The following is a 12404-nucleotide window of genomic DNA, read 5'->3' on the forward strand; positions in this document are numbered from 1 at the left end:
GACAGTGAGCCGGTTCGCAAGCCCATCGCGCCGTTCCGAGGACGGGCACCCCCGGCGCGGCCCCGACCCACCGCACCCCGGCAGGCGCTACGCGCACCCCCACCGAAGCGGCCACAGGCCGCCGCAGGCACCCCCGCCCCACAGCCGGAGGATTACCCTGCGAGTCATGACACCAGCCGCCCCCACCCCCGCCTACCGGCGACTCAGCGTCGAGGAACGCCGCAGTCAGCTCCTCACCTCCGCGCTGAACCTCTTCGCGCACCGCGCCCCGGAGGACGTCTCCCTGGACGACGTGGCGGAGGCGGCCGGGGTTTCGCGGCCCCTGGTCTACCGGTACTTCCCGGGCGGCAAGCAGCAGCTCTACGAGGCCGCCCTCCGCTCCGCCGCCGACGAGCTCCAGCACTGCTTCGACGAACCCCGCGAGGGCCCCCTGCTCCCCCGCCTGTCCCGCGCCCTCGACCGCTACCTCGCCTTCGTCGACGAGCACGACACCGGCTTCAGCGCCCTCCTCCAGGGCGGCAGCGTCGTCGAGACCTCGCGTACGACCGCCATCGTCGACAGTGTCCGCCGCGTCGCCGCCGAGCACATCTTCCGGCACCTGGAGGTCACCGGGCCCGGTCCGCGACTGCGGATGACCGTCCGGATGTGGATCACCGCCGTCGAGGCGTCGTCGCTCATCTGGCTCGACGAGGAGAAGCAACCGCCCGCCGAGGAGCTGCGCGACTGGCTCGTCGAGCAGTTCGTGGCCATGCTCTCGGTGACCGCCCGCCGCGACCCACAGGCCGACGCCCTGGTCCGGGCCCTCGCCGAGGATGTCTGACACTGGTCCCGTGAAGAGCGAAGACACCCCCTTCGAGGGCGGCCCCATGGACGGCAGGGTGCTGCCCGTCCTGCTCGGCATCACCGGCCACCCGCCCAAGACGTACCGCATCCCCGTCCCGGACCCCGCCGGCGGCCCGCCCACCGTCCTGGTCTACCGCCGCGTGCCCCGGGCAGCGGGCAAGGCCGGGCTGTCCCACCGCTGGAAGTACGAGTACGCCCCCGAGGGCGCACCGACGCGCCGGCTCAACTGGCCCTGGTCGAAGCCAGACGCCACGCCGCCCGGCAAGCGGGACGACGCCGACGGGTGACCCCGTTGCGCCGAACCGCGCACACCCACCGCGCGCACCTGGCGCGCACGCCTGATCCTCACGAGTGTCCGGTGGCCAAAGGGCCGCCCTCACACCGGAGGTGATGGCATGTCAGGAAGGCTCGTGCGGATGGTCTGCGCCGCGGCGGCGGCAACCACCGTCCTCGCTTCCGCCCCCGCCGCGGCGGCCCCGGAGCCCGGCCCCGCCCAGGACCCCGCCTCCGCCCAGGACGCCGCCTCCGTCGCCGGTCTCCTGACGGACCTTCAGCAGCTGTACCGGAAGGCCGAAGAGGCCACCGAGGCCTACAACGCCACCGAGGAGAAGCTGAAGAAGCAGCGCGCCGAGACCGACCGCCTCGACCGCGCCCTCGTCCGCACCCGGCTCTCCCTGCACGACAGCCGGGGCGCGGCGGGCCGCCTGGCCCGGCAGCAGTACCAGAGCAGCACCGACATCTCCCCGTACGTACGCCTGCTCCTGGCCCGCGACCCGCAGCACGCGATCGACCAGGGCCATGTGATCGGGCGGCTGGCGCGGGAGCGGGCCGAGACCGTCGGACGGCTGACCGGCAGCGAGCGGAAGTCCCGGGAGCTGGCCCGCGAGGCCCGCAAGGCACTCGACCAGCAGCTCGCCCTCATCGAGCGGCGGAAGAAGGAACGGGACGAGGTCCGCGAGCGGCTCCACGACGTCGAGGAACTGCTCGCCTCCCTCAGCCCCGACCAGCTCACCGCCCTCGCCACGTTCGAGAAGAACGGCATCGAGAAGGCACAGAAGGAGTTCATGGCGTCCGGCGCACTCGGCAGCAGCGGCGCCGGCGGCAGCAACGGCGCCCGGGCCGGCAGCGTCCGCAGACCGTCCGCCGCGGGCGGCCGGGCCGTGGACTACGCCGTGCGGCAGCTCGGCAAGCCGTACGAGTGGGGCGCGGAGGGCCCCACGTCGTACGACTGCTCGGGCCTGACCTCGCAGGCCTGGGCGGAGGCCGGGACGCCCGTTCCGCGGACCAGCCAGGAGCAGTGGAAGCGGCTGAAGCGGGTCCCGCTCTCCGAGCTGCGGCCGGGGGACCTGGTCGTGTACTTCCCGAAGGCCACGCACGTGGCGCTGTACCTCGGCGACGGCATGGTCGTACAGGCGCCCCGGCCGGGCGCGAAGGTGAAGGTGTCGCCGATCGCGGCCAACCCGGTCCTGGGCGCCGTACGCCCGGACCCGGACGGGAAGCCCCTGCGGCGCTACGAGCCACCGGAGCTTCCCGAGGGGGCCACGGACGGGTCGGACGAGGGATACGACGGATACGGCGATGACGAGGGATTCGCGGACGGGGCCGACTACGCGGCGCCCGCGCCGGACACCTCGACCAGGTAGGCCTGCGTCTTCTCCGGGTCGTAGAAGAAGTTCTCGAAGTCGGCCGGGTCGTTGAAGCCGTTGGCGAACCGGTCGGCGACCGGCTGGAGCTCACCGGCGGCGCCGATCAGGTTCAGGATGTGCTCCGGCGGCGGCGCGAGCATCGCGTTGGTCCACTTGGTGACGTGCTGCGCGGTGGCCCAGTAGAGGTCGAAGGTGGCCCGCATCCACTCCTCGTCGAACGGCTTGTCGCCGCGCTCGACGATCGAGGAGAGGTAGGCGGCCGCGCACTTCGACGCGGAGTTGGAGCCCTGGCCGGTGATCGGGTCGTTCGCCACGACGACGTCCGCCACACCCAGCACGAGCCCGCCGCCGGGGAGGCGGCCGACGGGGTTGCGGACGGTGGGGGCGTAGCGGCCGGCCAGCGTGCCGCCCGCGTCGGTCAGTTCGACCTTGGTGGCCCGCGCGTACTCCCAGGGGACGTACCGCTCCATGAGTTCCAGGGTCAGGGAGAGGTGCTCCGCCGGGTCCTTGACGCCGTTGAAGACGTCGAGCGGGCCGCCGGGTATGCCCTCCCAGAACAGGATGTCGGCGCGGCCCGAGGTGGTCAGGCACGGCATCACGAACAGTTCGCCGACGCCCGGCACGAGGTTGCAGCGGACCCCTTCGGTGTCGGGGTGCTCGGGGCGCGGGCCCAGGCCGTGGACGTACGACACGGCCAGCGCGCGCTGCGGCTCGCTGTAGGGGGACCGCTCCGGGTCGCGGGCGAACATCTGCACCAGCTCGCCCTTGCCCGCCGCGACGAGCACCAGGTCGTACGTGCGGGAGAAGTAGTCCAGGTCGCCGACGGCCGCGCCGTGGATGACGAGCTGCCCGCCGCGCTGGGCGAACGTCTCCATCCAGCCGGCCATCTTCACGCGCTGGTCGATCGACTGCGCGTACCCGTCGAGCCTGCCCAGCCAGTCGATCGCACGGGCCGCGGGGCCCTCGGCCCAGGAGCCGGGGGCGGCGACCGAGACGCCGAGTCCCTCGATCTTCGGGGCCTGGGACTCCCAGAAGTTCAGCTGGAGATCGCGCTCGTGCTGAAGTGCCGTGTGGAACATGCACTGCGTCGACATGACCCGGCCGGTGCGGATCTCGTCCGCCGTCCGGTTGGACATCAGGGTGACCTCGTACCCCTGCGACTGGAGGCCGAGAGCTATCTGGAGCCCGGACTGACCGGCTCCGACGACGAGTATCTTCCGCATGCGGGGTTGTCCTCTACTCGGGGGTTTCGTCGAGCGCGTGGCCCACCAGGACCAGGAGGGTCTCGATCACGGAGATCCGGCGACGCGCGTCCATGATCATGACAGGTATGTGTTTCGGGATGGTCAGGGCCTCCCGTACGTCCTCCGGCTCGAACAGCTCGCTGCCGTCGAAGTGGTTGACCGCGACCACGTACGGCAGCCCGGAGCTCTCGAAGTAGTCCAGGACCGGGAAGCAGTCCTTCAGCCGGCGCGTGTCGGCCAGGACGACGGCGCCGATCGCGCCGCGCACGATGTCGTCCCACATGAACCAGAACCGCTGCTGGCCCGGCGTGCCGAACAGGTAGAGCACCAGGTCGTCGTCGAGCGTGATGCGCCCGAAGTCCATGGCCACGGTGGTGGTGGTCTTGCCCGGCGTGGCGGTGAGGTCGTCGGTGGCCTCGCTCGCCTCGGTCATCAGCGCCTCGGTCTGCAGGGGCGTGATCTCCGAGACGGCGGTGACCAGCGTGGTCTTGCCCACGCCGAAGCCGCCGGCCACCACGATCTTCGTGGCGATGGGGGCACGGGTGCGGTCCGTCTCCCAGGCGTGCATGCTCTCGCCGGGCTGGACGAACGGGGATGAACCAGCGACGCCGTGAGCGGCGTCAGAGACGACGGAGTCCACTCAGCACCCTTTCCAGCAGAGCTCGGTCCGGGCGGCCCGTGCCATGGCCGGTGCCCGTCCCGTACACACGGATCTTTCCCTGGTCCGCGAGGTCGCTGAGGAGCACGCGGACCACGCCGAGCGGCATCTTCAGCAGCGCGGCGATCTCGGCCACCGTACGCATCCGGCGGCACAGTTCGACGATGGCCCGCAGCTCCGGCATCACGCGGGTGGACAGGGAGCCGTTCGTCAGTTCCCTGCGTTCCTCCGGGGCGTCGAGCGCCGCCGTGCTCGCCACGAACGTCTCCACCAGCAGGACGTGACCGAAGCGGGTACGGCCGCCGGTGAGCGAGTAGGGGCGGACCCGGGCGGGTTTGCGGTCACCGCCGCGGACCGGGAGGTGCTGCTTCGGCGCACTGCTCATCGGGCACTCCCCGTGATCTCGGAATCCTCCAGGGATTTTCGGAGCTCGCTGCGGAGTTCGGGCGTCAGGACGTGACCGGCCCGGCCCACGAACAGAGCCATGTGGTACGCCACCACGCTCATGTCGCAGTCCGCGGAGCCGTGGACGCCGAGCAGCGAGCCGTCGCTGATGGACATCACGAACAGGCTGCCCTCGTCCATCGCGACCATCGTGTGCCGGACCCCGCCGAAGTCCATCAGCTTGGCGGCGCCGACGGTGAGGCTGCCGATGCCGGAGACGATGGTGGCCAGGTCGGCGGCGGAGCCGCGCGGACCGGTCCGCTGGGTCCCTCGGGCTTGAAGGGCCTGACGGGCCTGCTGGTTGCGGTGGTCGTCGGAGGACAGCAGGAGCAGTCCGTCGGACGAGACGACCGCGACCGAGAGGATGCCGGGTACCTCCTCGACGAGGTTGGTCAGCAGCCAGTGCAGATTGCGGGCCTCACTGCTCAGTCCGATCAGTCCGAAGGTACTGGGAGCGGTCAACTGCTTGCCTCCTCGACTGTGCCCCCCGTGGCTTCTTCGGATCCAGCTGGTTGTGCTGTGCCGGTGTCCGGCCGCTTGTGCGAGGCCGTCTTCTCGGCGATCTCCGCCTCCACCTCGCGGTAGCCGGCCTGGGCGCCCTGGCGGAAGCCGCCGAGACGGCGGCGGAGGGCTTCGGCGTCCACGGAGCCGCTGCGCTGGCGCGGGGCGGTGGTCGGAGCGGTGATCTTGGGTGTGCGCTTGGGGAGGCCCTTGTCGGTGACGCGTTCGTGCTCGACATCGGCCTCCGCCTCGGCTTCGCCTTCGGCGTCGTGGCTCCCACCCGCACCCCCCGTGCGGGTTTCGTCGTCGCGTGCGGATGGCTCCTGTGGGGCGGATACGCCGTCGGTGGCCGCGGGCTCGTGCTCCGCCGGCACCGGGTCGTCCTGCGGTATCGGGGCCAGCACCATCGTGGTCTCGGCGGGGGTTTCCGCCGGTGCCGTCACCTCTGCCGCGGGTGCGGCCGGCTCCGCCGCTTCCGCGGGTTCCGGATGTCCGGCGGCCGTCGCGTGCTCCGCGGACTCCTCCGCCGTCTCCTCGCGCCGTACCGCCTTCTCCGCCAGCGCCACCAGCGGGTCCCCGTTGCCCGCGCGGCCGTGCAGGACGTTGGAGTTGGCCTCGGCGTCGGCACCGGGGAACGCGACGGTGTGGGTGGTGCCGGCCAGAGGACCGGAGGCCGGGACTGCGGCGGCCGGGGCCGCCGCCAGCAGGGTGCGGGGCAGGACGACGACCGCCGCGACACCGCCCTGCTTCTGCTCGCGCAACTGCACGCGCACACCGTGCCGGTGGGCGAGGCGGGCCACGACGTACAGGCCGAGGCCGAGACCGTCCTCGCCCTCCTGGTCGTACGGCGCCTCCGGGTCGAAGTCGGCGAGGCGGGAGTTCAGGCGCTCCAGCCGGTCCTCGGTCATGCCGATGCCCTCGTCCTGGACCGAGAGCATGACCTCGCCGTTCTCCAGCAGCCAGCCGGAGACCTCGACGGGCAGGTCGGGCGGCGAGAACGAGGTGGCGTTCTCCAGGAGTTCGGCCAGCAGGTGGGACAGGTCGTCCGCGGCGAACCCGGCGATGTGCGCGTGCGGCGGCAGCGCGGCGATCCGGACCCGCTCGTACCGCTCGATCTCACTGACCGCGGCGCGGACGACGTCCACGAGCGGCACGGGCCCGGCGGCGTGCTGGACGTGCTCGGTGCCGGCGAGGACGAGGAGGTTCTCGCTGTGCCGGCGCATGACCGTGGCGAAGTGGTCGAGCCTGAACAGCGTGGCGAGGCGGTCCGGGTCCTGCTCGCGCTCCTCCAGGTTCTCGATGACGGCCAGTTGCCGCTCGACCAGGCCCAGCGTGCGCAGCGCGAGGTTGACGAACGTGCCGCCGATGGCCGTGCGCAGCCGCTCCAGCTGGGCGGCGGACTCGGCGAGTTCGCCGCGCAGCTCCTCGCGGGCGTCGGCCATCTTCTGGCGCTGGCCGACGAGGTGCTTGCGGTCGGACTCCAGCGTGGCGATCCGCTCGGTGAGGGCGACGGCGTGCGCGTGCAGGGCGTTGACGGAACGGACGACCTGGGCGAACTCGTCGTTGCGGCCGGTGAACTTGACGGGTTCCTCGGCCGTCGGAACCTCCGCCTCGGCCAGCCGCTTCGAGCCCAGGCGCAGCACCGCGAGGGGACGCGTGAGACTGCGGGCCATGCCCGTGGCGACGCCGACGGCGAGCAGCATCAGGACGCCGAGGACGGCGATGCGGATCTCCAGCGCGGTGACGTCGTCGTCGCGCAGCGCCTCCAGGTCCTTGGTGCGGCGGTCGTAGAGGGCCGACTCCACGCCGCGCATCAGGTCGATCCGGGCGGAGAGGGCCGCGTCCAGCTTCCTGGCGTTGGTGGAGAGTTCGCCGTTGGAGAGCGTCGGCTGGTCGGTGAGCGTGGCGAGGTACTTCTCGGCGGAGTTGACCTCGGTGCCGGTGACCGTGTTGTCGAAGGAGGTACGGGCCGGCTTGGGCGCGGTGTCGCGGAAGTCGGCCAGGGCCGCGTCGGAGCGCAGCCGGGCCTGCTGGGCGGCGGCGCTCAGGGCGTCGCGCTGCCGGGTGTCGGCGTCCGAGGAGGTCTCGGTCGGCAGGCCGGTGACCGGGTCGATGACCGTCTCGGTGCCGCGCGGCACGCTGAGGGCGGCGAGCAGCAGGCCCCGGGCCGCGGCGGCCTGCTGCACGGCGGAGTCCAGTTCGGCCATGGCCTGAGCGCCGGAGCCCGCGCGGGGCGGGGTCTGCTGGGCCAGCTCCTCGGCGAGCCGGTGGAGTTCGGTGATGGCGGCGGAGTACGCCTGGTGCGCTTCGAGGGCGCTGCTCTTGCCGGTGAGCGCCGCCCGGCGTACGGCCGCGATGGCGTCGAGGTCGGAGCGGAGCGAGGCGGGCGTGTCGGTGTCGGCCCGCAGCTCCTCGACATGCCGGTCCACCCGGGCGCTGCGCTGCTCGGAGGGCGCCTTGGACTTGGGGCGGCCGGCCGCGATGTAGGAGGTGACGTCGTCGCGCTCGTCGGCGAGGGAGTGCGCGAGGGCGAGGGCGTCCTGCGTCTGCCCGGCGAGCGTCACCAGCTCCTGCGAGTCGTGGAGTTGCCCGGAGGCGGCGAGGACGGACGGGGTGCCCGCGCCGGCGATGGCCGCGGCGACGACGGCCACGGCCACGATGAGCCGGTTGCGTACATGGGTGGGGCGGCCCTTGCCGGTGGGGGGCGTCGACTCAGCGCCCTGAACGGGGGCCGTCTGCTTGCCTGTGCGACGAGGCCGCGACATCTGCACCGGTGCTCGCATTCCTGACTCGTGAACTCATGGGCCCGGATGACGCTCCGTCAACTGGCGCGTACTCCAGGTACACCTCCCGACCCTCCCAGCGCCGGTGGGCAGCGCACGCGCATCACCTGACCCGCCACCCGAAGGAGTGAACCCCGGAGGTGAGTTGGGGAGCAAGTTCCGCTGGCCCTTGCAGCGGCCTTGCGCGGCGGGCCGGTTGGACGCCGCGGGCGGGTGGTGGCAATATTCGCCGCCACGCCTTCCCGGAGCAAAGCATTCCATCCCAAACAGGGCGTCTGACCTGCATGGCTGCACCGGCCCGGCAACCATTGCCAGCCTTTTGCGGACCTTGTGAAGGGCTCGTGCAGACTGGCTGGATGCGTACTGAACTCGCCTCGGAGCCGGGAGACGCGGACCGCCCCAACGAGGACTTCGCCAGTGTCGGACTACCGGCCTCCGGACAGGGCGGTTCGGTCGTCGTGCTGGATGGTGTCACACCGCCGAAGGCCGGGACGGGATGTCTGCATTCCGTCCCCTGGTTCACCGCGCGCCTCGGTGGAGCGCTGACCGAACTGACCGTTTCACTCCCGGATGTTCCTCTGGTAGACGCCTTGTCCCGTGCCATCGCGCGTACCGCCGAGGCACATGCCTCAACCTGTGACCTTTCTCACCCCCGCACACCTCAGGCCACGGTGGTCGTGGCCCGCTGGTCCCCGGAGACGGTGGAGTACCTGGTCCTGTCGGACTCGGCTCTTCTCGTGGAGTCCCCGGACGGCGTGGTGACGCCCCTCCTGGACGACCGTCTGGCCCTTCTCCCCCGCTCCGCCCTGGCCACGGACGCGCTGGTGGACGCCACGCTCCGCAACAAGGAGGGCGGCTTCTTCACGGCGGCCGCCGATCCCTCGGTGTCCCGCCGGGCGGTGACCGGAACCTCGCCCCGCCGTGAGGTGCGCGCCCTGGCCGCGCTGACGGACGGGGCGACCCGCTGGGTGGAACGGTTCGAGGAGGGCGACTGGACGGGCTGCTTCCACCTTCTGCGCAAGGAGGGGCCGCAGGCGCTGGTGGACCGGGTTCGGACGCTGGAACGGGCGGATTCGGCCGGATCGTTCCTGGGCCGGAGCAAGACGCACGACGACGCGACGGTCGTGTACGTCGAGTTCTAGACGACCGGCCATTGTCTCGCCGGGCGCTGGTGCTACTTCTCCATGCCGCGGTTGAGCTGGTGCAGCAGCCGGGCCAGTTCCGTGACCTCCTGGGTGTCCCAGTCGGCCAGGCGGCCGGCGTAGCGGGCGCGGCGGGCCTCGCGTACCCGGCGGACCCGGTCGTGGCCCTCCTGGGTGAGGGCGACGAGCCAGGCGCGTCCGTCTGCGGGGTCGGGTTCGCGCGCGACCAGGCCGAGTTCCTCCAGGGCGCGCAGCTGGCGGGACATCGTGGCCTTGCCGACGCCGATGTAGCCGGCGAGCTCGGTGGCCCGCTGCTTGCCGCACTCGTCCAGCCGTACGAGCAGGCCGTACGCGGAGGACTCCAGGTCGGGGTGGACCTCCCGGGCCATCTCGCCCTGGCTGGCCCGGGCCCGCCGCAGCAGCACGGTCAGCTCCCGCTCCAGCGCCAGAAAGGCCGGCTGATCCACACCGGTTCCGGCCAGAGAGGCGTCCCGGTGTCCGTCGTCGTTGCCGTCCTGGTGCACGTGAGCCCTGCCTCGGTCGTCGCCCGCTACCTGCATTTTCCGCCACCCGCGGCCATCGCCGCAGCTCGGCAAGTATTCCGCAGGTCACGGGGTGCGCGTCCACGGGCCGCCACACGGTGAAGGCCCGGGTCTCCCTCACGGGACCCGGGCCTTCCCTCATCCGGTGACCTCCGTCACGCGGCCACCGGAACCTCGGGCGCCGCCTCCGCCGTGGCGGGCGCGAGCGCCAGCTGAAGGACCTGGCGGACGTCGCTGACGGCGTGGACGTCGAGCTTGTCCAGCACCTCCGCAGGGACGTCGTCCAGGTCGGGTTCGTTGCGCTTGGGGATGATCACGGTGGTGACCCCGGCGCGGTGGGCGGCCAGCAGCTTCTGCTTCACGCCGCCGATCGGCAGGACCCGGCCGGTCAGCGAGACCTCGCCGGTCATCGCCACGTCCGTGCGGACCAGCCGGCCGGACAGGAGCGAGGCGAGGGCCGTCGTCATCGTGACGCCGGCGCTGGGGCCGTCCTTGGGGACCGCGCCCGCCGGGAAGTGGATGTGCACGCCCCGGTCCTTCAGATCGCCCACCGGCAGTTCCAGCTCGGCACCGCGGGAGCGCAGGAAGCTCAGCGCGATCTGCGCGGACTCCTTCATCACGTCGCCCAGCTGACCGGTGAGAGTCAGCCCGGCCGCGCCCGTCTCCGGGTCGGCCAGGGACGCCTCGACGTACAGCACGTCACCGCCGGCGCCCGTCACCGCGAGGCCCGTCGCCACGCCCGGCACGGACGTCCGGCGCTCGGCCGGGTCCTGGGCGGACTCGGGCACGTGGTGCGGCCGTCCGATCAGAGAGCGCAGGTCCTCGTCCTGGACGGTGAACGGCAGCTCCCGCTCACCCAGTTCGTGCTGGGCCGCGACCTTGCGCAGCAGCCGTGCGATCGACCGCTCCAGGGTGCGCACGCCCGCCTCGCGCGTGTACTCACCGGCGAGCTTGCGCAGCGCGCCCTCGTCGATGGCCACCTCGTCCTTGTCGAGCCCGGCCCGCTCCAGCTGGCGCGGCAGCAGGTGGTCGCGGGCGATGACGACCTTCTCGTCCTCGGTGTAGCCGTCCAGGCGGACGATCTCCATCCGGTCGGCCAGGGCCTCCGGGATCGCCTCCAGGACGTTGGCGGTCGCGAGGAAGACCACGTCCGACAGGTCCAGCTCGACCTCCAGGTAGTGGTCCCGGAAGGTGTGGTTCTGCGCCGGGTCGAGCACTTCGAGCAGGGCCGCGGCCGGGTCGCCCCGGAAGTCCGGGCCCACCTTGTCGATCTCGTCGAGCAGCACGACCGGGTTCATCGACCCGGCCTCCTTGATGGCGCGGACGATCCGGCCGGGCAGGGCGCCGACGTACGTACGGCGGTGACCGCGGATCTCGGCCTCGTCGCGGACGCCGCCGAGGGCGACGCGCACGAACTTGCGCCCCATCGCGTGGGCGACGGACTCGCCCAGGCTGGTCTTGCCGACGCCGGGCGGACCCACGAGCGCGAGCACGGCACCGCCGCGCCGCCCGCCGACCACGCCCAGCCCCCGGTCGGTACGCCGCTTGCGCACCGCCAGGTACTCGGTGATCCGCTCCTTCACGTCCTGGAGGCCGGAGTGCTCGGCGTCGAGGACGGCCTGGGCGGCCTGGATGTCGTAGGCGTCCTCCGTGCGCTCGCTCCACGGCATCTCCAGGACCGTGTCGAGCCAGGTGCGGATCCACGAGCCTTCGGGCGACTGGTCGGAGGACCGCTCCAGCTTGTCGACCTCCTTGAGCGCGGCCTCGCGGACCTTCTCGGGCAGGTCGGCGGCCTCCACGCGGGCGCGGTAGTCGTCGGACTCCTCGCCCTCCTGCTCGCCGTTCAGCTCGCGCAGCTCCTTGCGGACCGCTTCGAGCTGACGCCGCAGCAGGAACTCGCGCTGCTGCTTGTCGACGCCTTCCTGGACGTCCTTGGCGATGGACTCGGCCACGTCCTGCTCGGCGAGGTGGTCGCGCAGCTGCTGGGTCGCGAGCTTCAGCCGGGCCACCGGGTCGGCGGTCTCCAGCAGCTCGACCTTCTGATCGGTGGTCAGGAACGGCGAGTATCCGGAGTTGTCGGCGAGCGCCGAGACGTCGTCGATGGCCTGGACCCGGTCGACGACCTGCCAGGCGCCGCGCTTGCGCAGCCAGGCGGTGGCGAGGGCCTTGTACTCCTTGACCAGTTCGGTGACCTGCCCGGGCAGCGGCTCCGGGACGGATTCGTCGACGCTGGTGCCCTCGACCCAGAGGGCCGCGCCGGGACCCGTGGTCCCCGCACCGATCTTCACCCGGCCCCGGCCTCGGATCAGCGCGCCCGGATCGCCGTCGGCCAGCCGGCCCACCTGCTCGACGGTGCCGAGGACACCGGTGCCGGCGTATGTGCCGTCGATGCGTGGCACCAGGAGTACCCGGGGCTTTCCGGGTGTTGTCCGAGCAGCGGCCTGGGCGGCCTCCACCGCGGCACGGACCTCGGAGTCGCTCAGGTCCAGCGGGACCACCATCCCGGGCAGGACGACCTCGTGGTCGAGCGGCAGCACGGGCAGGGTGAGCGGTGTGGACGTCGAAGCCATGATCTCCCCTTCGGCAGTCAAGTTGAGCTAT

The 12404-nt window shown here is 72.1% G+C and carries 11 protein-coding genes; 4 read left to right on the forward strand and 7 right to left on the reverse strand.

What is annotated here, in order from left to right; translation table 11 throughout:
• Window positions 1-166 precede the first annotated feature (166 nt).
• From QC385_RS34380 to QC385_RS34390, 3 genes are all read left to right on the forward strand, one after another.
• Entirely contained in the window at window positions 167-820 is a 654-nt protein-coding gene (locus QC385_RS34380) for a TetR/AcrR family transcriptional regulator (protein WP_279545276.1), read from the forward strand.
• Window positions 821-830: 10 nt separating this feature from the next.
• Window positions 831-1130 (forward strand): hypothetical protein, encoded by a 300-nt coding sequence (locus QC385_RS34385; protein ID WP_279545277.1) that lies wholly within the window; start codon window positions 831-833, stop codon window positions 1128-1130.
• Between the two features lie 108 nt (window positions 1131-1238).
• Complete coding sequence (locus QC385_RS34390; protein WP_279545278.1) at window positions 1239-2486, forward strand: C40 family peptidase; 1248 nt, start codon at window positions 1239-1241, stop codon at window positions 2484-2486.
• Here QC385_RS34390 and QC385_RS34395 read toward each other — a convergent pair.
• From QC385_RS34395 to QC385_RS34415, 5 genes are read right to left on the reverse strand one after another with little or no spacing between them, the layout of a single operon-like run.
• Window positions 2450-3712: a styrene monooxygenase/indole monooxygenase family protein gene (locus QC385_RS34395; RefSeq protein WP_279545279.1), complete on the reverse strand. Its 1263-nt coding sequence runs from the start codon at window positions 3710-3712 to the stop codon at window positions 2450-2452. The two genes, QC385_RS34390 and QC385_RS34395, sit on opposite strands and share 37 nt — an antisense overlap.
• 13 nt (window positions 3713-3725) lie before the next feature.
• Entirely contained in the window at window positions 3726-4373 is a 648-nt protein-coding gene (locus tag QC385_RS34400) for a GTP-binding protein (RefSeq protein WP_279545280.1), read from the reverse strand.
• Window positions 4354-4776 carry a DUF742 domain-containing protein gene (locus QC385_RS34405; protein WP_279545281.1) on the reverse strand — a complete coding sequence of 141 codons (423 nt, stop codon included), beginning with the start codon at window positions 4774-4776 and terminating at the stop codon, window positions 4354-4356. The genes QC385_RS34400 and QC385_RS34405 overlap by 20 nt, the downstream gene beginning before the upstream one ends.
• Window positions 4773-5297: a roadblock/LC7 domain-containing protein gene (locus QC385_RS34410; protein ID WP_279545282.1), complete on the reverse strand. Its 525-nt coding sequence runs from the start codon at window positions 5295-5297 to the stop codon at window positions 4773-4775. Before QC385_RS34410 ends, QC385_RS34405 begins: the two co-directional genes overlap by 4 nt.
• Window positions 5294-8119 (reverse strand): sensor histidine kinase, encoded by a 2826-nt coding sequence (locus QC385_RS34415; RefSeq protein WP_279545283.1) that lies wholly within the window; start codon window positions 8117-8119, stop codon window positions 5294-5296. Before QC385_RS34415 ends, QC385_RS34410 begins: the two co-directional genes overlap by 4 nt.
• 356 nt (window positions 8120-8475) lie before the next feature.
• On the opposite strand from QC385_RS34415, the gene QC385_RS34420 reads away from it, so the two are divergent.
• Complete coding sequence (locus tag QC385_RS34420) at window positions 8476-9261, forward strand: protein phosphatase 2C domain-containing protein (protein ID WP_279545284.1); 786 nt, start codon at window positions 8476-8478, stop codon at window positions 9259-9261.
• Window positions 9262-9293: 32 nt separating this feature from the next.
• On the opposite strand, the gene QC385_RS34425 is transcribed toward QC385_RS34420, so the two are convergent.
• The gene (locus QC385_RS34425; protein ID WP_279545385.1) at window positions 9294-9785 is read right to left on the reverse strand and encodes a MarR family winged helix-turn-helix transcriptional regulator; all 492 of its coding nucleotides are present in this window, start codon (window positions 9783-9785) and stop codon (window positions 9294-9296) included.
• 173 nt (window positions 9786-9958) lie between these two features.
• Window positions 9959-12373, reverse strand: coding sequence for an endopeptidase La (gene lon / locus QC385_RS34430; protein WP_279545285.1), 2415 nt, complete (start codon window positions 12371-12373; stop codon window positions 9959-9961).
• Window positions 12374-12404: the final 31 nt, after the last annotated feature.

Origin of the sequence: Streptomyces sp. DH10 (genome assembly GCF_029813805.1) — a bacterium.
GTDB lineage: Bacteria > Actinomycetota > Actinomycetes > Streptomycetales > Streptomycetaceae > Streptomyces > Streptomyces coeruleofuscus.